Here is a 23,652-nt window from a genome sequence, read left to right as displayed (position 1 = left end):
AACGGACGGCGCACAGCTAAGCACACATCAGGAAGCCAATTTCCACGTATCGAGAAATTGCCGGGCAGCGACCCACGTCGTCGAGTTTTTCGCAGCCGTCCCGCCTATTGTGTAAAATGCCGCCCGGGTGCCACCGCAACAACGCGGCAGGGCAGGTTTAATTCAGCGCAGGTCGGGCCGCCGCGCGGAGTTGCTGTGCCTATGAGCCACGATCCGTCACGCCTGCAGACTGCCCCTGCCCGCCAGGAGTCGCCTTCTGCCCTGGCCTTTCTCTCGCGATTTTTCGCTGCCGAATCCGCCGGTGGCCTGATTCTGATGGCCGCTGCCCTGGCCGCGCTGCTGGTCGCCAACTCGCCTTGGGCGGCCACGTATTTCTCGACCTTGCACATCAAGATCGCCGGTCTGTCGATCGAGCATTGGGTGAATGATGGCCTGATGGCGATCTTCTTCATGCTGGTGGGCCTGGAGATCAAGCGCGAAATGCTCGCCGGTCAGTTGTCGACCTGGGGTCAGCGCGCGCTGCCGGGCTTCGCCGCGCTGGGCGGGATGCTGGTCCCGGCCCTGATCTACGTCGCGATCAACTGGGGCAATCCGCAAACCCTGAGCGGTTGGGCGATCCCCGCCGCCACCGACATTGCTTTCGCCCTGGGCGTGCTGTCGCTGCTGGGCAAACGAGTGCCCGTGTCGCTGAAAATCTTCCTCTCGGCGCTGGCCATCCTCGATGACCTGGGCGCAGTGGTGATCATCGCGATTTTCTACACCAGCGGCCTGTCGGTGAGCATGCTGCTGGCCTCGTTGGCGGTGATTGCACTGCTGGTAATCCTCAACCGCTGCGGTGTCAGAAAGCTTTGGCCATACCTGATCGCCGGCGCCTTCCTGTGGTTCTTCATGCTGCAATCGGGGATCCACGCGACCCTCGCCGGGGTGATTCTGGCCCTGTGCATTCCGCTGGGAAATCCCGAAGACGAGCACAACTCGCCGCTGCTCTACCTCGAAGAAAAAATGCATCCGTGGGTGGCGTTCGCCGTGGTGCCGATTTTCGGCTTCGCCAACGCGGGTGTGTCGCTGACCGGCATTTCTCCGAGCAACCTGCTTGAGCCGGTGCCGCTGGGCGTCGCGCTGGGGCTGTTGTTCGGCAAGCAGATCGGCATCCTCGGCCTCGGCGCCCTGGCGATTCGCAGCGGCCTGGCGCAACTGCCGCAAGGCGCGAACTGGCTGCAACTGTACGGCGTCGCCCTGCTCTGCGGGATCGGCTTCACCATGAGCCTGTTCATTGGCGCACTGGCCTTCCCGGGCGCGCCGCATCTGGTCGACTCGGTGAAGGTGGGTGTGTTGCTGGGTTCGATTTTGTCCGCGCTGCTGGCGGTGGTCGTGCTGATGAGTGCGGGTAAGGCGAAGGCTTCGAGCTGACCGCCAGATCGGGTCGAGACAGAAAACCAATGTGGGAGCGGGCTTGCTCGCGAAAGCGTCAATTCAGTCAGCTAATTTATCGACTGAACCACCGCCTTCGCGAGCAAGCCCGCTCCCACAGTTTTTACAGCGGTGCTGCTCAGCCTTTTTCGTCGATCCCGGCCTGTAGGGTCTGGCTGTCCAGATTGCCGCTCAGGGTCACCGGACCGACTTTCAGATTGCCGTTATCGAACGACACCTTCGGTGCGTTCTCCTCGGTTTTCTGCGGCAGATCCAGTCCGGCTTTTACCCCGTAGTTACGGTTGACCAGATCGCTGCCAACGACCTTCGAAGCGCCCAGATCGACCTTGCCGTCCGTCGATGAAATCCGTGCGCCGGTCAGCTGCGTACCACCACCAACGTTCAACTTCACACCCTGATTGCCACTGATGCCGGACGCCTGCACCACGCTGTCCTTGTGCGCGTATTCGCCTTGCGCTTTCAGCGTCGGTTTATAGTCGGTGCCGGCGAGTTTTTCCTTGTCGCTCGGTGGATTTTTCTTCGCCGTCAGGCCCAGATCAACATCGACCTTGGCCTGCGTCTTCGAGTCCTGACGGCTTTCGACGGTCAGATCACCGGCAACCTTGCCGCCGACAGTGTTCGCGTCGATCCGCGCGCCAGACAGTTGTGCATCGCCTGCGCTATTGAGTACCACGCTGTCAGCCTTGATCTGGCTGTTCTGCTGGGTGGTGCCTTGCAGGTAATCGACGCCGAGCTTGGCCCCGGCGTTGAAGCCGTGGTCACTGCTGGCCTTTTCATCGGCTGCGGTCGGGGTCTTGCTGCTCAGGTTGCCGCCGGCATTCAGCGCGACGTTCCAGTTGTTGCGGCTCTCGGTGGACTGCGCCGATTCCTGAACCAAACCGCCCTTCTGCGCATCGATGCTGACGTTCGGCGCGCTGACTTGCGTGCCTTGCAGGTGCACCGCGTCACCGCTCAAGGCGACGTTGCTCTGGCTGTTGAGCTGGCCACCGGTCAGGGTTTGCGAGTTTTCGTTGACCCGACCACTGTTGAAGTTACCGCTCAGATTACCGCCCTGATCGCGACTCTTCTCGCTGCTGGATTTGCTGCCGCCGCCCTTCAAGCCGCCGCCGAGATTGCTGCCAGTCGCGGTGTGGGTATCAACGGCCGCTTGCAGATCGAGTTTGCCGTCAGCGTGCAGCTCAATGCCGCCGACGCTGTCGATCTGCGTGCCTTGCTGAACCTGATTGCCACCGCTGCTCAGTTGCACCGGGCCGTTGCCGCTGATGCTCGCCACGTGAGCCTGGGTGTCATTGGTCTGCTTGCCGGTGTGATCAAGCTGGAAGCCAGCGCCGAGGTCGACGTTGGTGCCGTCGGTGCCCGGCAAGGTGCCGACCGTCAGCGAGCCGTTGCCGCGCAGGCTGGAGTCGCTGCTGCTCTGGCGGTCGGTAGCCTGATTCAGCGCCAGATCGCCGCCGGTCTTGATGTTCACACCGCCCTGCCCGCCGTCGAAACGGCTGCCAGCGAACTGCGCATCACCGCCCACCTTGATGTTCACGCCTTGGCTGCCGGCAAAACCGCCGACCACTGCGGTGCTGCTGTCCTTGCTGCTGTAGCTGTTGCCACCCGCGCCGCTGCCGGCGACGTTCACGTCCTCGCCGGTCTTGGTGTAGACGCGCACGTCGACCTTGGCGTCCACCGAGTTATCGGTGCTGCTGTGAGTGTTGCTCGCGGCATCGGCAACCAGTTTGTCAGCGCTGATGTTGACCATGCCGTTGCTCGCACTGTACTGGGTGCCCTGGTCGTGCAGGTTGCCGGCGGTTTTCACGTCGACACTGCCGCCGTCGAAACGGCTGACCACAGCGTTGCTGCTCTGCTCGGTCTTGTCGGCGCTGCCGTGACCGATCGCCACGTCGAGGCCGACGTTCGGCTGGCCGAGATTGCTCAGGGCTTCCTTGTCCGGCACCTTGCCGTTGAGCACATCCTTGACCGCACCGGCAATCGGGCGGGCGATGTCCTTGTACTCGACGTTGGCGCCGATGTCCGCTGACCAGTTGCTCTGGTTGTGAGTGCTGCTTTCGGTGTTGCTGGCGGCGCGGTTGTCGACCTCGTTGGCCGCGACGTTCAGACCGTTGCCAGCCTTGACCTGCGCGCCTTCGGTCAGCAGTTTGTCGGCATTGATGTTCAGGCTGCCGCTGCTTTGCACGTGGGTGGTTTGCGCGGTGGTTTTGCTGCTGCTGTCTTGCGTGGTGCTGTGGGCAAAATCGACGCCACTGCCAGCGCGGTCGAGGCCACCGGTGTAGTAGAAACCGCCGCCGGTGCTGGAGGTGTCGGATGAGGTTTTGTGGCTGTCCTGTTCGGCCAGCAACGACACGTTCTTGCCGCTCAGCGTGGTGTCGCCGGCCGTGGATTTGACTTCACCGCCCTTGATTGTCAGGTCGCCGCCGGCCTTCACCTGCACGCTGCCGCCGCTGAGACTGGAGCCTTGCTGGTTGACGTCGTTACGGGTGACGGTCTGCTGCTTGTCTTCGTAGTGCACCCCGGCGCGATATTGCTCCGGCGTTTGCTCTTTGGCGTAGGCATCGAAGCCACGGGTCTCGGTGGTCGAACTGCTGTCGTGGGTGTTCTGCGTGGAATGCACGTTCACATCCCCCGCAGCGTCCGCCGTCAGCGCGCCGCCAGCCTTGACCGTGGAGCCGGCCACTTCGATGTCCTTGGCGCTTTTGAGCTTGAGATTGCTGTCGGAAACCAGCTCGCTGCGCACCGTGGTGCTGTCCCTGGCGTTCTGCCGCGACTCGTCCTTGGTGATGCCGAAGAACTTGCTGTCCTTGTCGTGGTTGTTGCTGTGCGAGGTGTCCTGCACACCGTCGATCACCAGCGAACCCTGATCGCTGATCACGCTGGCCTCGGTGCCGCCACGGACCTGGCTGCCGCTGATGCGCACGTCGTCAGCCTTGACGATCAGTTTGCCGGCCGCATTGATTTTGCTGCCCTGATGCCGGGTCTGGCCCTTGTCGGCATCACCGGTCTTGCCGAAGAAACCGCCACCCACCAGGTCGCCGGAGTAACTGTTGTTATTACTGCGACTGGTGCGCGTGGCGGTGGTGACGTCCACTTGCTTGCCCGCCAGTTTCACATCGCCGGCACTGTTCAGTTCGGCACCTTCGGCGCGCAGCAACGCGGCGGTTTGCAGAGCGATATTGCCGCCCTTCAACTGACTGCCGATGCTGCGCTGTTCTTCGCTGCTGTTGTTCCAGTCGGCCTTCCACAGATGCTTGCGATGGTTGCCCTGATCAGTCTGGGTGTGGCTTTCGGTGGCCGCGGTCAGGCGCAGATCGCCGCCGCTTTGCACATCGAGATTTTTCGCCGCTTCGACCTTGGCGGCTTTGAGTTCGGTGTCTTTGCCGGAGGACAATTTGGCGTCACGGGTGGCGACGATCTGGCTGCCGTGCTGGCGAGTTTCACTGTCGGTCTGGGTCCGGTCGTAGGTTTCCCAGGTGATGCCGATGGTGCTGTTGCTCCAGTTTTCGCGTTTTTCCTGAAGCTTGCGGCTTTCAACAGTGCTCAGGGTCAGGTTGCGCTTGGCATTGACGTTGACGTCGCGACCACTGACATCGGTGGCGGCCAGCGTCAGGTCGTTGCCGCTGTGCAGGCCGACATCACCCTGACTGCTGCGAATGCCGGCACGGGTCACTTCGAGGCTGTTAGGGACGGTTTCACCGCTGACACTCAGGTCGCCAGCCGAACGGATCTGCACGCCGTCACGCCCGGCCACTTGCACCGCCCCCACACGCACGCCCGCGCCTTCGGCGGTGCTGACGATGTTGATGCGCCCGGCCTGCATCGCGCCGAACAGGCTGGCGTCGATGCGCTGATCCTGGGTGTTGCCCGCCGGGTCCACGGCTTTGACCTGACCGCTGGCGTAATCGACCTGATTGCGCCCGACGGTGAGGTTCAACTGATCGCGGGCATTGATGCGGCCCTGGCTGTCGATACGCGGGGCGATCAGATTGACCGAACCCTCGGCGTTACGCAGGCCGCCACTCTGGATCTGCAACTGACCGCTGGCGTCGCGGGTGTTCAAGGCTTGCAGTTTGCCGTCGTTCAACTCCGGACGACCGACCAGCAGACTGGCGTTAGGCGTGTTGATGAAACTGCCGCCGTTCACCGAAATGCCGTTGGGGTTGGCCAGCACGTAATCGGCGGCGCGGCCGAAGATTTCCTGGGCGCCGTTGATGGCCGAAGGGTTGCGGCTGATCACCTCGTTGAGGATCACGCTCGCGGCCTGGCCCTGCAGTTGCGGGTTGGCTGCCAGTTGCCCGGCGAGCTGCGATTGCCCGGCCTGCAAGGCGTTGTTCAGCACCAGGCCCTGACGGTCGACGTTGTAGTCGAGGAACTGGTTGTGCGACAGGCCCGAGCCGTTGGGCGCGACGATATTGACGATGGGCACGCCGCCCTGGGTCTGCAGTTGCGCGGTGCCGCCGGGGCCGGGAGCGACCACCACACCGCCGGCGATGGCGCTGGGCAGGTGCACGGCGAAGAACAGGCTGGCGATCGCCCAGCGCAGTTTGCCCCGAGGAGAAAGATGGAATGCAAAGGTGTGTGCTGGCATAAAAACGTCTCCATGTAAGTACGGCATCACGGCACGCGATTTGGTCTTGGCCGTGGCTGTCGCGCTCAGATCCGACGGCGGTTTGTTCACTGCTTGATGAGTCTCGCTGGTGCTCATATCTGCAACCCCACGCGCATCAGCCAGGTCTCTGGCTCGTGCTGCAAACCGTTGGGGGTGTTGAGGGCGCGTTGGTAATCGACGTCCACTTGCAGATTCTTCCAGCCCAGATTCAGCCCGACGCTGGCGCCGCTCAGGCGCTGGCCCTGGGCGCCGTGGTCGGCCTTGAGCCAGCCGTTGTCCAGGCCCACCCGCGGGGTGATCTGCACCGGCCAATCGCTACGCAGCGGCAGACGCAAGGTGTTGCGCCAGATCGCGCCGCTGGCGCCGGATGCGCTGCTGACCCGATAGCCGCGCACCGCCGAATCATCGGTGCCGAGCAACTGTTCGATGGCCGGTAACGGGTCGGGGCTGTATTGCAGATTGAGCTGGCTCTGCCACTGCCACGCTTGCGCGCCGAACTGGCCGTTGCGCCATTGGCTGAGGCCAGCGCGGTACTTGCGAAACTGCGCTTTGGGCAAATTGTTGACCGCATGATTGGCGTCGTCATCAGCGCCCAGCCAGCGCAGGCCTTGCGAATAGGTGAAGTCGAGGTTCCACACCGCACGGTCGAGCCAGAACAGATTGAGTCCGGCTTCGGCCACGGTCAGGGTCGGGCTTTGAATGCCCAGACGGACATTTTCCAGATAGCTGTCGACGTCCTTGTGTGCCAGTTGCAGGTTTGCGCTGAGCTGACGGCTCTGGTCGCGCCACAACACGCGGTCGGCGCGCAGGCTCAGTTGATCGGTGAGGCCGGTGCTGTACAAGGTCGCACTCGGCAGCTTGAACGGCGCGCGGTATTCGGCGTGGCTGGCGAACGCGCTGTAGGTCCAGTAGCCGTAGGGAATCGCGTAATACAGGCTGGCGTTGCGACTGTAGCGGTCGCCCTGATTCAACGTGTCGCTGGCACTGAGGCTCAACAGATCGTTGAGTTGCAGCGGGCTGTCGAAGCTCAGGCTGACGGTATTGCGATCCCGCCCGGTGCTGGCGCTGCCAAGGTTGTCCATGCCCAGGCCCAACGCCCAGCGCGACTGCCCGGAGGTGCGCGAGCGCAGGATGATTCGCGACGCGCCGGGCTGGCTGCCGGGGGCGATGTCGGCGGTCAGGTCGATCGAGCGCAAGCGGTTCAATTGATCCAGGCCCTGCTCCAGATCGCGCAGGTTCAGCGGCTGGCCGAGCATGTGCGGGAACGCGCCGCCCAGCGAAACGGGCAGGCTCTGATCGGCCAGTTCGATGGACTCGATGTAGCCCTCGTCGATCATGATGTCCAGCGACTGCCCCGCCGCCGGCGCGCTCAACAGGTACGGGCGGCTGGCGATGTAGCCCTGCTCGACGTAGCTCGCGGTGATGGTCGCCAGCAGATGGTTGATCTGGCCGACGCCCATGCACGGCGCCAGCAGCGGTTTGATCCGGGCGTTGAGCTTGGCGCTGTCGATCAGCGTGACGCCACCGATACGCGTGCCACTTAGCGGCCAGCAGCGCTCATCGGGGGTGACGGTTTGCGGGATCGCCGGGGTGACCGGTGCCGGGCCGAACGCACCGCGCTCCAGTTGGCGCTTGCGTTGTTCCATTTGCAGTTGTTGCAGATCGCGCTGTTGCTGTTGCTGCTGGCGCAGCACTTCCTGGCCCGGCGCAACAGGATCAGCCGCTTGAATCGAGGAGGCACACACACTCAACACAAAGGCCGACAACAGCGGGCAAAGCGTGGAACGACGACGGAAAACAGCGCAAAGCAAATACGGCACGCAACATCCTTGCAATCATAAAGTAGCGTAATGCCACCTCATCAATGCGAGTGATAGTCAGAGCCTTCCTACACAAATGCAAGACGCTTCCTACAACGCTTACATTTCTTAAACATTTGATTTTGCTGTGTTCAACGTCAGTCCCTCAGGGGTTCCCCGAGGGCTTTCATCGAGTTCTCGAAGATTTGGCCCCGTATTACGGGCGCTGTCGTTTGTCGAAACCGCTCCAAACCCCGAGGCCGGGTAAGCAACTGACGATCGGCACAAAAACATAATTGCCACAAAATATTACTTGCATCATATTACAGCCGTAATAACAGCCCGTTTCCGCAGGTATTACGCCATGACCAGCATGCCAACCGTTGAGCCAGACCTGTATGCCCCGGTCACCCCCGCCAAGCCGCCACTGCGCAAACGCCTGCTGCTGACCGGCTCTGGCTTGGTCGCGCTGGTCGTGGTCGGCGTTTACGCCAGTCATTGGTGGGGCACCGGGCGTTTTCTTGAAGAGACTGACGATGCCTACATCGGTGGCGACGTGACGGTGATCGGGCCGAAGGTCGCCGGTTACATCGAAGAAGTGCTGGTCAGCGACAACCAATCGGTCAAGGCCGGCGACGTGCTGATCCGCCTCGATGCGCGCGACTATCGTGCCAATCTCGCCAAAGCCGAAGGCGCCGTTGCCGCCGAGGAGGCGCTGCTGGCCAACCTCGACGCCACTGAACAACTGCAGCAAGCAGTGATCGGCCAGGCCCGCGCCGGCATCGATGCCGCCGGTGCCGAAACCGCACGCTCGCGGGATGACAATGCGCGCTACAAACGCCTGGTCAGCACCAATGCCGTGTCGGTGGAAAGTGCCCAGCGCGCCGACGCCACCTTCAAGACCGCTCAGGCCCTGAGTGCGCGTGCCCAGGCCGAACTGCTCGCCGCACAGCGCCAACTGGCGGTGATCGACACTCAGAAACAACAGGCCCGCGCCGCCCTGCAACAGGCCCGCGCCGAGCGTGATCTGGCGCAGTTGAATCTCGGCTACACCGAACTGCGCGCGCCGGTTGATGGCGTGATCGGCAACCGCCGCGCGCGGGTCGGCGCCTATGCCCAGGCCGGTTCGCAACAGTTGTCGGTGGTGCCGGCCAGCGGTCTGTGGGTCGATGCCAATTTCAAGGAGGATCAACTGGCGCGGATGAAACCCGGGCAACGGGTGAGCATCCGTGCCGACGTGCTCTCCGGCCAGGAATTCCACGGCCGCCTCGACAGCCTCGCCCCGGCCACCGGCTCGCAATTCAGCGTGCTACCGCCGGAGAACGCCACCGGCAACTTCACCAAAATCGTCCAGCGGGTGCCGGTGCGAATCCTCCTCGATCCGGCTGATGGCGTGCTCGGCCATCTGCGGCCGGGGCTGTCGGTCACCGCTGAAGTCGACACCCGCGCACAAGCCGAAACCAGCGCCGTGGCCGTCGCTCCATGAGCACCGCCCTCACCGCCCCGGCGCAACCGTTCAACGCCGCCGACATGGCCACCGCGACCAAAGTGTTCGCCTTCGCCACGATGTGCATCGGCATGTTCATCGCGCTGCTGGACATCCAGATCGTCTCGGCGTCGCTGCGTGACATCGGCGGCGGACTCTCGGCCGGCACCGACGAAACCGCGTGGGTGCAGACCAGTTACCTGATCGCCGAAATCATCGTGATCCCGCTGTCGGGCTGGCTGTCGCGGGTGTTCTCCACACGCTGGCTGTTCTGCGCCTCGGCGGTCGGTTTTACTCTGGCCAGCCTGCTCTGCGGCGTGGCCTGGAATATCCAGAGCATGATCGCCTTTCGCGCGCTGCAAGGCTTTCTCGGCGGTTCGATGATCCCGCTGGTGTTCACCACCGCGTTCTTTTTCTTCAGCGGTAAACAACGGGTGATTGCCGCCGCGACCATCGGTGCCGTAGCGTCGCTGGCGCCGACGTTGGGGCCGGTGATCGGTGGCTGGATCACCGACATTTCATCGTGGCACTGGCTGTTCTACATCAATCTGGTGCCGGGGATTTTCGTCGCCGTGGCCGTGCCGATGCTGGTGAAGATCGACCAGCCGGAGCTGTCGCTGCTCAAGGGTGCGGACTACCTGAGCATGGTGTTTCTTGCGCTGTTTCTCGGCTGCCTGGAATACACCCTCGAAGAAGGCCCGCGCTGGAACTGGTTCAGCGATCAAACGATTCTGACCACGGCATGGATCAGCGGTCTGGCGGGTCTGGCCTTCATCGGACGCACCTTGCACGTGGCCAACCCGATCGTCGATCTACGCGCGCTCAAGGATCGCAACTTTGCCTTGGGTTGTTTCTTTTCCTTTGTCACCGGGATCGGCCTGTTCGCAACGATTTACCTGACTCCGCTGTTTCTTGGACGGGTGCGTGGCTATAGCGCGCTAGACATTGGTCTGGCGGTTTTTTCCACCGGGGTGTTCCAGATCATGGCGATTCCGCTGTATGCCTTTCTCGCCAATCGCATGGATTTGCGCTGGATCATGATGATCGGCCTGGGCCTGTTTGCCGTGTCGATGTGGGAATTCAGTCCGATCACCCACGACTGGGGTTCCGGCCAGTTGATGCTACCGCAAGCGCTGCGCGGGATCGCCCAGCAACTGGCGGTGCCGCCGGCAGTGACACTGACTCTGGGAGGTTTGGCACCGGCGCGCTTGAAGCACGCTTCGGGGCTGTTCAACCTGATGCGCAATCTGGGCGGGGCGATCGGGATTGCCGCGTGCGCGACCATTCTCAATGACCGCACCAACCTGCACTTCACCCGCTTGGCCGAGCATCTGAACAGCAGCAACGAGGCGATGAATCAGTGGCTGGCGCAGGTCGGTGGCAATCTGGCGACACAGGGTCAGAGTGGTGACGTCGGCGTCACCGCAGGCCTGCGTCAACTGTGGCTGCTGACCTACCGCGAGGCGCAGACCCAGACCTACGGCGATACCTTTTTGATGATCATGCTGTGCTTCATCATTGCCACGGCGATGGTGCCCTTGATGCGCAAGGTACAACCACCGGCCGCGCCGAGTGCAGATGCGCATTGATCACCCTTCTGAAGTTTTGCACTTTTCACTGTGGGAGCGGGCTTGCTCCGGGCGGCGATCCGACGAAGGCGGTGTGTCAGATAACCACTAAGGTGACTGACACGACGCCTTCGCGAGCAAGCCCGCTCCCACAGTTTTCGACCGTGAACTGTCAGAGCTGTGGGGTTTTGCGGAAGCCCACCGCCAGACGGTTCCAGCTGTTGATGGTGCTGATCGCCACGCTCAGGTCGACCATTTCCTTGGGCGTGAATTGCGCCGCGACGATGTCGTAGTCTTCGTCCGGGGCGTGGGTCAGGCTCAGCTGGGTCAGCGATTCGGTCCACAGCAGCGCAGCGCGTTCGCGCTCGGTGAAGAACGGCGCTTCACGCCACGCGGTGACGGCGAACAGTCGACGCGGGGTTTCGCCGCCCTTGATCGCGTCAGCGGTGTGCATGTCGATGCAGAATGCGCAGCCGTTGATCTGCGAAGCGCGCAGCTTGACCAGTTCGACCAGGGTCTTTTCCAGCGGCAGTTTCGAGACCGCGGTTTCCAGGGCGATCATCGCTTTCAGGGCGTCTGGGGAGGCGGTGTAGAAATCGGTACGAGCTTTCATGATTGAGTTTCCGGGGCCAGTGAATGTGTGACTAAGGTAGTCCCGCACTTGCCCCGGACAAATAGCCAATCTCCCGGAAGACGAGTAGACCACCCTGTCACACCCGATTGCGCAACCAGTGCAGGAACCCGGTTTTCGCCACCACGGTCGGCACGTCCTGGGTCAGGCTCTGGGCCTTGTGCAGGCGATAATCGAGCAAGGCCTTCATCGCCTCATTGATGTCGTGTCGGGCATCCAGGCACGGCTTCAGGTAGGTCTTCTCGATGCGGTACAGCGCACAGAAGGTTTTCGCCGCAAAGGTCGCCGGCACCGACGAATCGGAGAGGATGCCGGCCTCGCCGATCACCTCCCCCGGCCCCATGCGCCCGGATTCGAACGGGCTGCCATGGCGAGTCAAGGTCACGCTGACCACGCCCGATTCGATGATGAACAAATGATCGCTGACCTCCCCGGCGTCGAGGATCGTCTCGCCGGCACGGAAGGTTTGCAGGGTCATGTTCTGGCTGAAGGTGTCTTTCTCTTCCTGGCGCAGCGTGGAGAAAATCGGCGAACTGTCGAGCAGCGCCCGCGGCCGCGAGAGGTTGCCGGCGACGATCGGTTCGACACTCGACAACAGATTGATCCCGGATGCCTGCAGATGCCGGTAAGCCAGATCGAACAGCTGATTGCGCACTGAGCGCTTCTGATCCATCGACGAGACAAAACCGCTGATTTCATATTCCGCGCCGGCGCTGCTGGAGCTTTTCAGCGCGACACTTGGCGAGGGATTGTCCAGCAGCGGGCGGCAGCCCTGCATCGCCCGCTCCAGCGCATCGATCACCGTATTGGGCCGGGCATGCGGGCTGACCTGGACACTGACGGCCACCCCGAACATGTTGCTCGGACGACTGAAGTTGATGATCTTGGCCTTGGCCGCCAGCGAGTTGGGAATCACCGCCATGCTGCCCTGACTGGTCTGCAGACGCGTGGCGCGCCAGTCGATGTCGATGACCCGGCCTTCGGTGCCATCGATCGAGATCCAGTCATCGATCTGATAGGGCTTGGTGGTGTTGAGCACGATCCCGGAGAACACGTCGCTCAAGGTGCTCTGCAACGCCAGACCGACAATGATCGCCAAGGCCCCGGACGTCGCCAACACACCTTTGACCGGCAGATCCAGCACATAGGCCAGTGCCGCGATAATCGCGATCAGGAAAATCACCGCACCGAGCAGATCCTGCAACAGCCGTCCGGTGTGCCCGACGCGCTGCATCATCACCGCGCCGATCAGCACGGTCAGGGTGCGCGCGCCGAACAGCCACCAGCCGATCTGCAACCCGGTCGCCGCCAGGTGCAGCGGCACGTTGTCGGCCCACGGCGCCGGCTCCATCGGATTCAGGCCTTCGTTGAACAACAGCACGCTGAACAGGCTGAAAATCAGTACCCGCACCAGCAGCTTCCACTCGCTGCCACGGGAGCTGATCAGGCGCCACAACCCGAGATCGAGGAGGATCAGGATCAACGCGCAAAACAACGGATGTTCGGTCAAAAAAGACAACATCAAAGCACTCCGACAGGGGCCAATCGCGAGAAGATCGCACAGATTGGGCAAGTGTAGGAGTAATTGATTTCAGAGGCAGAACACCAGCGCAAAAACACCGGAAAACCCCTGTGGAAGCGAGCCTGCTCGCGAAGGCGGTGGATCGGTCAGACATGCATTGACTGGCACTGCGCTTTCGCGAGCAAGCCCGCTCCCACAGGGGTGAAATTTACCCGTGCATTTGGCCAAAACGCCCGGACTGGAAGTCGGCGAATGCCTGATGAATTTCCTGCTCGGTGTTCATCACGAACGGGCCATGGCCGACAATCGGTTCGTCGATCGGCTCGCCGCTGAGCAGCAACACCACTGCGTCTTCACTGACCTCAAGGGTCAACTGACGACCGTCGCGCTCGAACAGCACCAACTGCCCGACACCCGCCGTTTGCGCACCGTTGATCGTCACCGAACCTTTCAACAGCACCAGCGCGGTGTTGCGCCCTTCGTGCAGATCCAGTGTCAGCAACTTGCCGGCGTGCAACCGCAGGTCCCAGACATCGATCGGCGTGAAGGTGTGCGACGGGCCTTTCTGCCCCTCGAACTCACCGGCGATCAGCCGCAGCCGGCCGGCATCGTCCTTCAGCGCGATATTGGGAATATCGCCGTCGAGAATGGTCTGGTAGCCGGGCGCAGCCATTTTGTCCTTGGCCGGCAGGTTGACCCACAGCTGCACCATTTCCAGCTTGCCGCCGGTTCTGGCGAAATCATCCGAGTGGAACTCCTCGTGGAGGATCCCGGACGCGGCGGTCATCCACTGCACATCGCCGGGGCCGATGGTGCCGCCGCTGCCGGTGGAGTCGCGGTGCTGCACTTCGCCGTCGTAGACGATGGTCACCGTTTCAAAACCACGGTGCGGGTGCTGGCCGACGCCACGGCGCTCGGTGGTCGGGGTGAATTCGGCCGGGCCTGCGTGATCGAGCAGCAGGAACGGGCTGATGTGTTTGCCCAGGTTGTCATAGGAAAACAGAGTGCGCACCGGGAAACCATCGCCGACCCAATGGCCGCGAGGGCTGGTGTAGATACCGATGATGTTTTTCATGGTTGCCTCCAGAAAAGGTGGGTGACGCAATGGATTAAGCTTAAATCCATAGCGTTTTGAGCACTAGACGGCAAAAACCGGCTTTAGTGTTCCATTTATAGAACAGTCCCACCGTTGAATCTCGATCCTTGCGGGAGCGGGCTTGCTCGCGAAGGGGCCGGTCCAGACAACACCACTATCGGGAAAGATTCATGACTTCTGCTCAACAGTGCTTTGCCCCAGCAGCGGTTTTTCTCAAGGACACAGACGCGGATACTCCTGCCCATTCCCACTGCAACCCTGGAGTCATCAATGTCTGTTCCCGCTTTTGGTCTGGGTACGTTTCGCCTGCAAGGTCAGGTGGTCATCGATTCGGTGCGCACCGGCCTTGAACTCGGTTACCGCGCCATCGACACCGCGCAGATCTACGAGAACGAAGCCGAGGTCGGCCAGGCCATCGCCGCCAGCGGCATTGCTCGCGAAGAGTTGTTCATCACCAGCAAGATCTGGATCGCCAACTTCGCCAAGGATCGTCTGATCGAGAGCCTCAAGGAAAGCCTGCAGAAATTGCAGACCGACTACCTCGACCTGACGCTGATCCACTGGCCGTCGCCGGAGGATCAGGTGCCGGTCGCCGAATTCATGGGCGCGCTGCTCGAAGCCAAGCGTCTGGGCCTGACCCGGCAGATCGGGGTGTCCAACTTCACCATCGAGCTGATGCAACAAGCCATCGCAGCGGTCGGCGCGGAAAACATCGCCACCAACCAGATCGAGCTGCACCCGTACCTGCAAAATCGCAAAGTGGTCGAGTTCGCCCGCAGCCAGGGCATCCAGATCACCTCCTACATGACCCTTGCCTATGGCGAAGTGCTGAAGGATCCGGTGATCCAGCAGATCGCTGAACGCCTGCAAGCGACCCCGGCGCAAGTCACCCTGGCCTGGGCGATGCAGTCGGGTTACGCGGTGATTCCATCGTCGACCAAACGCGCCAACCTGCAGAGTAACCTCGGCGCCACCACGCTGACCCTGAGCGAATCCGACATAGCGCTGATCGCCGGTCTGGAGCGCGGCCATCGTCTGACCAGCCCGAAAGGCATTGCCCCGCAGTGGGATTGATCGCTCAGTCCTGAAGCCGCTGCGCGAGGTCGTGCATGGCCCTGCGCAGCGTGTCCACCGAGCGGTGGACAGTCAGGGTTTCGGCGTCGCGACACGCCTGTTCGAGATCGCTGCACGCCGCCGCCACTCGCGCCGCACCGACCATTTGCGCACCGCCCTTGATGTGATGCGCCAGGGTGCTTAATTCGCTCAGATCCTGTGGCTGGCGCGCAGCGTCCAGCCGTTGCAGATCGTCGTGCAGACTGCGCAACACTTGTTCGCGCAGGCGCTGCATCACTGCAGGATTGTCCCCGGCCATCTGTTCAAGCGCGCTCAGGTCGATCTCGGGCAACGGCGGTGCCGGGTCCGACAGCTGGTCACCGTCACCGCGACTGGCCGCCTTCAATGCCTGTTGCAGATCGTGCAAGCGAATCGGCTTGAACAGACAATCGTCCATGCCGGCCTCAAGACAACGGACTTTCTCCTCGACCTGCGCGTTGGCAGTGAAGCCGAGGATCAGGCAGCGTGCCCGACCGCTCGCCGCCTCTTCTTCACGAAGTGTCCGAGCGAGTTCGTAACCGTTGCGCCGGGGCATGTTGCAATCGGTGATCAGCACATCGAAAGCCTGTGTTCGCCAGCGCTGCAAGCCCAGCTCACCATCCTCGACATCGACCGTAGCGTGGCCCAGTTCACCCAGTTGCCGGCACAGGAGCAAGCGGTTGACCGGATGATCGTCCACCACCAGCACGCTCAGCGAACGCGCTGGCGTGTCCGCCACTTGCGGGCCTGCCGTCTCGGGTTCGAGCGCGGTCAACAGCGGCAGCTGCAGGTTTACCTCAACCCGCGTTCCATGCCCCGGCTCGCTGTCCAGGCGCAGTGTGCCGCCCATCATTTCGCAGAGGTTACGGCTGATCACCAGGCCCAATCCCGAGCCGCTACGCGCTGACTGGCCCTGGTTAGCGGCCTGGACGAACGGACTGAACAGGCGTTTGCGGTCATCGGCACTGATGCCGATTCCGCTGTCTGCAATCACCACCACGACCGCCAGGATCCCGGACGGCATCGCAGAGCATAACAAACGCAGGCTCACCTGACCCTGCTCGGTGAACTTGATCGCGTTGCTCAACAGGTTTGACAGCACTTGCTTGAAGCGTGTCGGGTCGAGCATGACGTCGACGTCACTGTGCGCATCCAGTTCGACCTGCCACAGCAGGCGTTTCTCCCGCGCCAGCCCTTCGAATACGCGGCACACCGCGATCACTTGTTCGCGCAGATTGGCCCGCTGCGGCGCGAGGGACAAATGCCCGGACTCGATGCGTGCGATATCGAGAATATCACCGATCAACGCCAGTAATTGCTGGCCGGCAGCGGACGCGACCTCGATTGCCAGCTTGTCGGTGACGCCCTCCTCGGCACGCTTGAGGGCCATTTCGAGCATGCCGATCAGGGCATTCATCGGCGTGCGGATTTCATGGCTCATGGTCGCCAGAAACGTAGTCTTGGCCCGATTGGCGTCGTCGGCGGCATCCTTGGCCTGCTGCAACTGTTGCAGCCACTGCTGACGCTGACGCAGCTGCGAGCGCTGAAAACCGATCCAGGCCAAGGCCAGCAACAGCAGCCCTGCCGCACCGGCAAACGCCAGCAGGATTTCGCGGCGATGACGCTGCCAGTAGCTCTCTTCCACGACCACGTCATGGCTCCAGCGCTCGACCAGTTCGTCCATCTGCTGCGGCGCGATGCTCAGCAACGCCTTGTTCAGAATCGTGTGCAGCGCCGTATCCTGCGCTGCGGTCGCCAGGGCAATGCGTGCCGGCTGATCGCCGATCGTGTTGGTGATGCGCAGGCGCTCGCGGTAATGACGGGCAATCAGAAAACGCGCCACCAGCAGCGAGCTGACGGTCACGTCGGCCTGGCCTTTGGCGATCTGCTCCATGCCCTCGGCCGGGCTGCGCACCTCCACCAGGCGAATCCCGGGCACCTGCTGCAGAATAAAGTCGTGCAATGGATGACCGCGATAAATCGCCAGCCGCTTGCCCGGCAGATCGCCGAGGCTGCGCGGGCTGCCGGCCGTCGTCGCGCTGACCAGCACAAACGGATTATTCAGGTAGGCACGGGTGAATTGCAGCTCGGTTTCCCGTTCGCTGCTCGGGGTCACCACCGGCAACACGTCGAGTTCACCGGCCTTGAGCTGCTCAATCTGACGATCCAGCGAATGCCCCCGAACCACTTCGAATTGCAGCCCGGTACGCTGACTGATCAGGTTGAGCAACTGCGCCGACAGCCCGTTGAATCGTCCGTCGGCATCAAAAAACGTCAGCGGTGCGAAGTCTTCGATCACGCCGACCCGCACCCGCGGATGTTGCTCCAGCCACTGCTGCTCGCTGGCACTGAGGCGCACCTGCGACTGCGCGGCCATTTGCGCGCGCCCTGCGCTCCAGCGCTGCTCGATCAGTTGACGACGCTCCATGGGAATCGCCGCCAGCGCCTTGTCGATAATGCGTTTGAGGCGTACGTCACTGCGCAGCAGGGCGAAACCGAAGGGATTGGCATCCAGCCCCGACGGCCCGGCCAGTTGCAGGTCATTGCGGTAATTGGTGTTGATCAGGTAATTGGCACTGATCAGATCGCCGAGATAGCCGTCATCGACACCAAACGCCACCGCACCCAGCGCATCCATTGCCGAGGAGTAACGCTGCACCTTCGCGTCGGGGTAGAACGCCTGCACGCTGGTCAGCGGCAGGTAGTCCTCGACCATGGCGATGCGTTTGCCTGCCAGGTCGGCCGGTAACGTTTCGTCGAGCCGGGTCACCAGCATCGGTTGGTCTTCGGCATAGGGGCGCGACAAGATGAAATCTGGATCGGCCAGCTCGAAATTGTTCGAGGTGCCCAGCAGATCGAGTTCGCCGCGCTTGAGTGCGCTCATCACCGCGTCGCGGTTTGCGTAGCGTTGCACCTCGATCCGAACCCCGAGCAGTTGCGCCAGCAACTCGGCATAGTCGGCGGTGAGACCTTCCAGCTCCTGCCGATTCCGCGTGATCTCGAACGGTGGATAATCGGGCCCGGAAATCCCCATGCGCAACGTCGGATGGCGGCGTAGCCACTGTTGATCCTGGGGGTCGAGCGGGACCTGAATGTTCTCCAGTGCTGCCTGGCTCAACAACTCCAGAGGCTGCGGCGACTCACTGGCCCAGCAGGTGGCCGTGATGCTCAACCAGAGCACGCACCACCAGCGTCGCAGATTCACTGTGCTACTCAGATCAAATCGTTGCGCTTGGCGAATTCGCGCAAGTACACCGCTGACTTTGAGTGCAGACCCAGCTTTTTTATCAAGCGGGTTTTGTAGGTGCTGACGGTCTTGTGGCTGAGGAACATTTCAGCGGCGATTTTCTTGTTGGGCTTACCCAGAGCCAACTGCACGAGAATGTTCAGTTCTCGGTTGGAGAGCTCGTCGATCAGCTGTTTTTCGCTGCGGTGCGACGGGGTCGACACAGAGCCGCTATCAGGCAGTGCAGCAAAATAGGAGTAGCCCGACATCAGCGCCTGGACAGCCTTGTGCAATTGCAGCAACTGGTTGGTTTTAGCCACGTAACCCATGGCGCCACTACGCAGACAGCGATCCTGATAGTGCAGCGGATCCTGAGAAGTAAAAATCAGCACCCTGCATTCGGGGTCGTTGGCCTTGAGCCGCTCCAGCGCTTCCAGTCCACCCACCCCCGGCAACTTGAGATCGAGTATCACCAGTTCCGGTTTGTGCTCACGGCTAAGCTCCAGGGCTTCGCTGGCGCTCGACGCTTCATGAATCACCCTGAACCTTTCGGCTTCGAGCACAAGTTTCACGGCAGCCCGCACCACCGGATGATCGTCGACGATCAGCGCTGACTTCATGACCGCTCCCAGGGCAAAAACAAAACGATGGCGCCACCGGTAGCGGCTGTTCCGACGGGGTGGCTGCGCAAGAACTGTTACACGGGAAGCCAGTCGTATCTACCTGTCAGATCTGACAGTTGCGCAAAAACGTAATTCGTGCTCAAGCCCGGCGTTGCAAGGCTGGCGCCGGGTTCCAGGCATTAGCTGCACACACCGGGGCAACGTCGACCCGCGCCATCAGGTGCTTGATCGCGGCCGCATTGGGCAAGGCGACGGGGCTGATCTGCAGGTTTTCCTGAGCGAAGCCGGCGGGTGTCAGCGCAGGCGCCGAGGGCTCGTTATAGATCAGCGCGTGGCGCACATGCGGGTTGTTGAGGAAAAACCCCGGCAGGTCCAGCGATCCGGCCGCCAGCTCGGCGTTGATGACCACGACGTCGAACGGTTCACAGCCGTAGTCCACCAGGGTCAGCAGCTCAAGCAGACTCTGTACCGGAGCGATGCGGAAGTATTCAAGGCCATTGAACAGGCGCTCGATTTTCATCCGGTGAAAATGCTGCGGATCGGCAATCAGGATGCGCAGGGTTTTATTGATCATGCTCGATCTCGTGGAGGTGGACGGGTGCGCCAAGACTACGCAAGCCTCAGGAGCAGTTCTGTAGGACTTTTCCTAAAAAACCGGTCATTCATCCGCACTCATGAGCCATGCCGAATGGCTGCCCGACGTTGTTGCCTTATTCCGTGGTACTCGGACTCCAGAACGCCTGCACCACCAGCGCTGAAGTCGAAATCCGCGCTACCAGCGCATCGAGTTCATCGCCGTCGACCGAAGTCGTCGCCAGCGTCGCTTCGATCTCGATTTCGTCGGCACCGAAGGCGTGTACATCGACGTCGCTGGCCGGGTAGTTGCTGCGTTCCAACTCGGCTTCGAGCAGGGCGAACACGGCTTTCTGTTGGGAGCGCCGGGCGATGACATAGACGATGTTGGTGACTTCGGCCGAGACCACGTCCAGTGGCTGACGGTTGATGTTGTTGACGATCGGCCGCAGCAAGGTGTTGGCGGCCAGAATGAACAGCGTGCCGAGCACCGCTTCGGCCAGCAGGTCGGCACCGGCGCAGGCGCCAACGGCGGCTGACGTCCACAAGGTCGCGGCGGTGTTGAGGCCGCGCACGTTGCCTTCTTCGCGCATGATCACCCCGGCACCGAGAAAGCCGATGCCGGAGACCACGTAGGCGACCACCCGCACCGCGCCTTCAGCACCGCCGAGACGGTTGGCCATGTCGACGAAAATCGCCGCACCGACCGCCACCAGCACGTTGGTGCGCAGGCCGGCGGTGCGTTGCCGGTACTGGCGCTCGAACCCGATCAGGCCGCCGAGGATGAACGCTGCGCTGAGGCTGACCAGCGTGTCGAGCAAAGAAGTCAGGTTGAGGTTGTTGATGGCTTGCATAGTCTTGTCCTTGAAAACATCCGAATCCCCTGTAGGAGTGAGCCTGCTCGCGATAGCGGTGTGTCAGTCGTTGAAATTTTGACTGACAGATTGCTATCGCGAGCAGGCTCACTCCTACAGAGGGAACAGCGTTGTCCTGTTGTTACTGCCAGCCGAACCGGCGGATGTAGAAGCCTTTCACCGCCTGGGTCAGCGCCATGTACGCCAGCAGGATCATCGGCAGGAACACGAAGTACATCGACGGCAGTGCCTGCAGTTTGAAGTAGTTGGCCAGCGGCCCCATCGGCAGGAAGATTCCGACCGCCATGATGATCCCGGTCATCACCAGCAGCGGCATGGCTGCACGGCTTTGCAGGAACGGAATCTTCGGCGTGCGGATCATGTGCACGATCAGCGTCTGGGTCAGCAGCCCCACCACGAACCAGCCGGACTGGAACAGGGTCTGGTGATCCGGGGTGTTGGCATCGAACACATACCACATCAAGGCGAACGTCAGGATGTCAAAGATCGAACTGATCGGGCCGAAGAACAGCATGAAGCGCCCGACATCCGCCGGCTGCCAGCGCTGCGGCTTCTTCAGCATCTCCTTGTCGACGTTGTCGAACGGAATGGCGATCTGCGAAATGTCGTAGAGCAGGTTCTGTACCAGCAGGTGCATCGGCAGCATCGGCAGGAACGGAATGAACGCACTGGCCACCAGCACCGAGAACACGTTGCCGAAGTTCGAGCTGGCGGTCATCTTGATGTACTTGAGCATGTTGGCGAAGGTGCGACGCCCCTCGAGTACGCCCTCCTCCAGCACCATCAGGCTCTTTTCCAGGAGGATGATGTCAGCGGCTTCCTTGGCGATGTCTACCGCGCTGTCCACCGAGATTCCGATGTCGGCGGTGCGCAGCGCCGGGGCGTCGTTGATGCCGTCGCCCATGAAGCCGACCACATGCCCGTTGCCCTTGAGGATGCGCACGATGCGCTCCTTGTGCGACGGCGTCAGCTTGGCGAACACGTTGGTTTTTTCTACCGCCACGGCCAGCTCGGCGTCGCTCATGCGCTCGACATCGTTGCCCAGCAGCAAGCCCTGTTGCGCCAGACCGACTTCACGGCAGATCTTCGCGGTCACCAGTTCGTTGTCACCAGTCAGCACTTTGACCGCCACACCGTGCTCGGCCAAAGCCTTGAGTGCCGGTGCGGTGCTTTCCTTCGGTGGATCGAGGAAGGCCACATAACCGATCAGCGTCAGTTCCTGCTCATCGGCCAGGCTGTAAGTGTCGCGACCTTCCGGCATCGAGCGAGCAGCCACTGCCACCACGCGCAAGCCTTCAGCGTTGAATGCTGCGGTGACCTGACGAATCCGGGTCAGCAATTCATCGCTCAAGGCTTCCTCGACGTCACCGTGCTGCACACGGGTGCACACCGCCAGCACTTCTTCCACCGCACCTTTGCAGATCAGTTGATGTGGCTGGCCACGCCCTTCGACCACCACCGACATGCGCCGGCGATTGAAGTCGAACGGAATCTCATCGACCTTGCGAAATGCCGTGCCGACTTTCAGTTCACGGTGAATTTCCACATGTTCCAGCACCGCCACGTCGAGCAGGTTTTTCAGCCCGGTCTGGTAGTAGCTGTTGAGGTAGGCCATTTCCAGCACGTCATCGGAGTCTTCACCCCAGACGTCGACATTGCGCGCGAGGAAGATCTTGTCCTGGGTCAGGGTGCCGGTCTTGTCGGTGCACAGCACGTCCATCGCGCCGAAGTTCTGGATCGCGTCCAGACGCTTGACGATGACCTTTTTGCGCGACAGGAACACCGCACCTTTTGCCAGGGTCGAGGTGACGATCATCGGCAGCATTTCCGGGGTCAGGCCCACGGCAATCGACAGCGCGAACAGCAGCGCTTCGGTCCAGTCGCCCTTGGTGAAACCGTTGATGAACAGCACCAGCGGCGCCATGACGAACATGAAGCGGATCAGCAGCCAGCTGACTTTGTTCACGCCCAGCTGGAACGAGGTCACCGCGCGGTCAGTTGCGCCCACACGCTGTGCCAACGCGCCGAAATAGGTGCTGTTGCCCGTGGTGAGAATCACCGCCACCGCCGTGCCGGACACCACGTTGGTGCCCATGAACAGAATGTTCTCCAGCTCCAGCGGATTGCGCGTGTCGCGGTCGGCCTGACGGGCGAATTTTTCCACCGGCATCGATTCACCGGTCATCGCCGCCTGGCTGACGAACAGATCCTTGGCGCTGAGCACCCGGCAGTCGGCAGGAATCATGTCGCCGGCGGACAGCACGATCAGGTCGCCCGGCACCAGTTGCTTGATCGGCAGTTCGATCCGCGGCTCGTCGCGGCGCATCACCGTGGCGGTGTTGCTGACCATCGCCTTGAGCGCGTCGGCGGCCTGGTTGGATTTGCTTTCCTGCCAGAAGCGCAGCAGCGTCGACAGCACCACCATGGAGAAAATCACCGTGGCGGCTTTGAGGTCTTCGGTCAGCCACGAAATCACCGCCAACAGGGTCAGCAGCAGGTTGAACGGGTTTTTATAGCAGTGCCACAGATGGGTCCACCATGGCAGCGGCTGCTCGTGCTCGACTTCGTTGAGGCCGTACTGCGCACGCAGGGCGTCGACTTCAAAGTCAGTCAAACCGTCGGTGTGAGTGCCCAGTGACGACAGCAGCTCACCGCTGTCGCGATGGGCCGCATCGACCAGGGTGTTGGCCAGGGTGGGCGGGACTTCACGGCTGACCGTGGTGTCGGTGATCGATTCCAGCAGCGCCAGACGGCGGAAGTGCCGGGCGATGTGGCGTGTGCGCAGGAAGCCTGCGAAAAATTCCTTGAGCGTAAGTTTCATGGCTGTTGCCCCTATGGTCAGCCGGGAAACCGTCGAGCAGGTACGACCGCGCCTCGTACGCCGGAAAATCCGGCACGGCAAGGCTTGGCGCGCCGATCACAAAGGACAGGCGTGTCGATAGGTTTGCGATCGCGACCACACGGTCGAAATCACATACTTTCAGTGTCGATGAGAAGGACGTCGGGACATGGTCTCAACTGACCATGATCGGGATGCCGCTGCTCGCTTTACGGCGAGACAACGGCAGAGAAAGGCTGCGCGTTATCTTGCCGAGAATCTGCCGGTTACCGAGACCGGCCG

The 23,652-nt window shown here is 61.9% G+C and carries 14 protein-coding genes; 4 read left to right on the top strand and 10 right to left on the bottom strand.

What is annotated here, in order from left to right:
- The first annotated feature begins 201 nt into the window (after nt 1-201).
- On the top strand, nt 202-1,410 hold the full coding sequence (gene nhaA / locus E4T63_RS09700; protein WP_135295347.1) for a Na+/H+ antiporter NhaA: 1,209 nt from the start codon (nt 202-204) through the stop codon (nt 1,408-1,410).
- 139 nt (nt 1,411-1,549) lie between these two features.
- Here nhaA and E4T63_RS09695 read toward each other — a convergent pair whose 3' ends face one another.
- Together E4T63_RS09695 and E4T63_RS09690 are read right to left on the bottom strand one after the other, a co-directional pair.
- Nucleotides 1,550-6,019, bottom strand: a complete 4,470-nt coding sequence (locus tag E4T63_RS09695; RefSeq protein WP_135295346.1) for a hemagglutinin repeat-containing protein — start codon at nt 6,017-6,019, stop codon at nt 1,550-1,552.
- Nucleotides 6,020-6,132: 113 nt separating this feature from the next.
- Entirely contained in the window at nt 6,133-7,860 is a 1,728-nt protein-coding gene (locus E4T63_RS09690; RefSeq protein ID WP_098968021.1) for a ShlB/FhaC/HecB family hemolysin secretion/activation protein, read from the bottom strand.
- Between the two features lie 343 nt (nt 7,861-8,203).
- Here E4T63_RS09690 and E4T63_RS09685 point away from each other — a divergent pair, with 343 nt between their 5' ends.
- Both E4T63_RS09685 and E4T63_RS09680 read left to right on the top strand, forming a co-directional pair.
- On the top strand, nt 8,204-9,325 hold the full coding sequence (locus E4T63_RS09685; RefSeq protein ID WP_135295345.1) for an HlyD family secretion protein: 1,122 nt from the start codon (nt 8,204-8,206) through the stop codon (nt 9,323-9,325).
- Entirely contained in the window at nt 9,322-10,914 is a 1,593-nt protein-coding gene (locus E4T63_RS09680; protein ID WP_135295344.1) for a DHA2 family efflux MFS transporter permease subunit, read from the top strand. Before E4T63_RS09685 ends, E4T63_RS09680 begins: the two co-directional genes overlap by 4 nt.
- Before the next feature lie 151 nt (nt 10,915-11,065).
- On the opposite strand, the gene E4T63_RS09675 is transcribed toward E4T63_RS09680, so the two are convergent.
- The 3 genes from E4T63_RS09675 to E4T63_RS09665 form a co-directional block, all read right to left on the bottom strand.
- The gene (locus E4T63_RS09675) at nt 11,066-11,506 is read right to left on the bottom strand and encodes a carboxymuconolactone decarboxylase family protein (RefSeq protein ID WP_007968280.1); all 441 of its coding nucleotides are present in this window, start codon (nt 11,504-11,506) and stop codon (nt 11,066-11,068) included.
- Nucleotides 11,507-11,603: 97 nt separating this feature from the next.
- On the bottom strand, nt 11,604-13,046 hold the full coding sequence (locus E4T63_RS09670) for a mechanosensitive ion channel domain-containing protein (protein WP_134785898.1): 1,443 nt from the start codon (nt 13,044-13,046) through the stop codon (nt 11,604-11,606).
- A 208-nt stretch (nt 13,047-13,254) separates the two neighbouring features.
- Nucleotides 13,255-14,121: a pirin family protein gene (locus tag E4T63_RS09665; protein WP_135295343.1), complete on the bottom strand. Its 867-nt coding sequence runs from the start codon at nt 14,119-14,121 to the stop codon at nt 13,255-13,257.
- A 291-nt stretch (nt 14,122-14,412) separates the two neighbouring features.
- Here E4T63_RS09665 and dkgB point away from each other — a divergent pair, with 291 nt between their 5' ends.
- Complete coding sequence (gene dkgB / locus E4T63_RS09660; RefSeq protein ID WP_135295342.1) at nt 14,413-15,216, top strand: 2,5-didehydrogluconate reductase DkgB; 804 nt, start codon at nt 14,413-14,415, stop codon at nt 15,214-15,216.
- Between the two features lie 4 nt (nt 15,217-15,220).
- On the opposite strand, the gene E4T63_RS09655 is transcribed toward dkgB, so the two are convergent.
- The 5 genes from E4T63_RS09655 to mgtA form a co-directional block, all read right to left on the bottom strand.
- Nucleotides 15,221-18,439 carry a transporter substrate-binding domain-containing protein gene (locus E4T63_RS09655; protein ID WP_209318231.1) on the bottom strand — a complete coding sequence of 1,073 codons (3,219 nt, stop codon included), beginning with the start codon at nt 18,437-18,439 and terminating at the stop codon, nt 15,221-15,223.
- A gap of 8 nt (nt 18,440-18,447) precedes the next feature.
- Nucleotides 18,448-19,080, bottom strand: a complete 633-nt coding sequence (locus E4T63_RS09650) for a response regulator transcription factor (RefSeq protein WP_098968015.1) — start codon at nt 19,078-19,080, stop codon at nt 18,448-18,450.
- A 142-nt stretch (nt 19,081-19,222) separates the two neighbouring features.
- Nucleotides 19,223-19,657 (bottom strand): chemotaxis protein CheY, encoded by a 435-nt coding sequence (locus E4T63_RS09645; RefSeq protein WP_098968014.1) that lies wholly within the window; start codon nt 19,655-19,657, stop codon nt 19,223-19,225.
- Nucleotides 19,658-19,793: 136 nt separating this feature from the next.
- Nucleotides 19,794-20,510, bottom strand: coding sequence for an MgtC/SapB family protein (locus E4T63_RS09640; protein ID WP_007968289.1), 717 nt, complete (start codon nt 20,508-20,510; stop codon nt 19,794-19,796).
- 142 nt (nt 20,511-20,652) lie between these two features.
- Complete coding sequence (gene mgtA, locus E4T63_RS09635; protein WP_135295341.1) at nt 20,653-23,352, bottom strand: magnesium-translocating P-type ATPase; 2,700 nt, start codon at nt 23,350-23,352, stop codon at nt 20,653-20,655.
- Nucleotides 23,353-23,652: the final 300 nt, after the last annotated feature.

Origin of the sequence: Pseudomonas fluorescens, from assembly GCF_004683905.1 — a bacterium.
Taxonomy (GTDB): Bacteria; Pseudomonadota; Gammaproteobacteria; order Pseudomonadales; family Pseudomonadaceae; genus Aquipseudomonas; species Aquipseudomonas putida_A.
The sequence above is the reverse complement of the archived record's forward strand: the minus strand, read 5'-3'. Positions and strand labels throughout refer to the sequence as shown.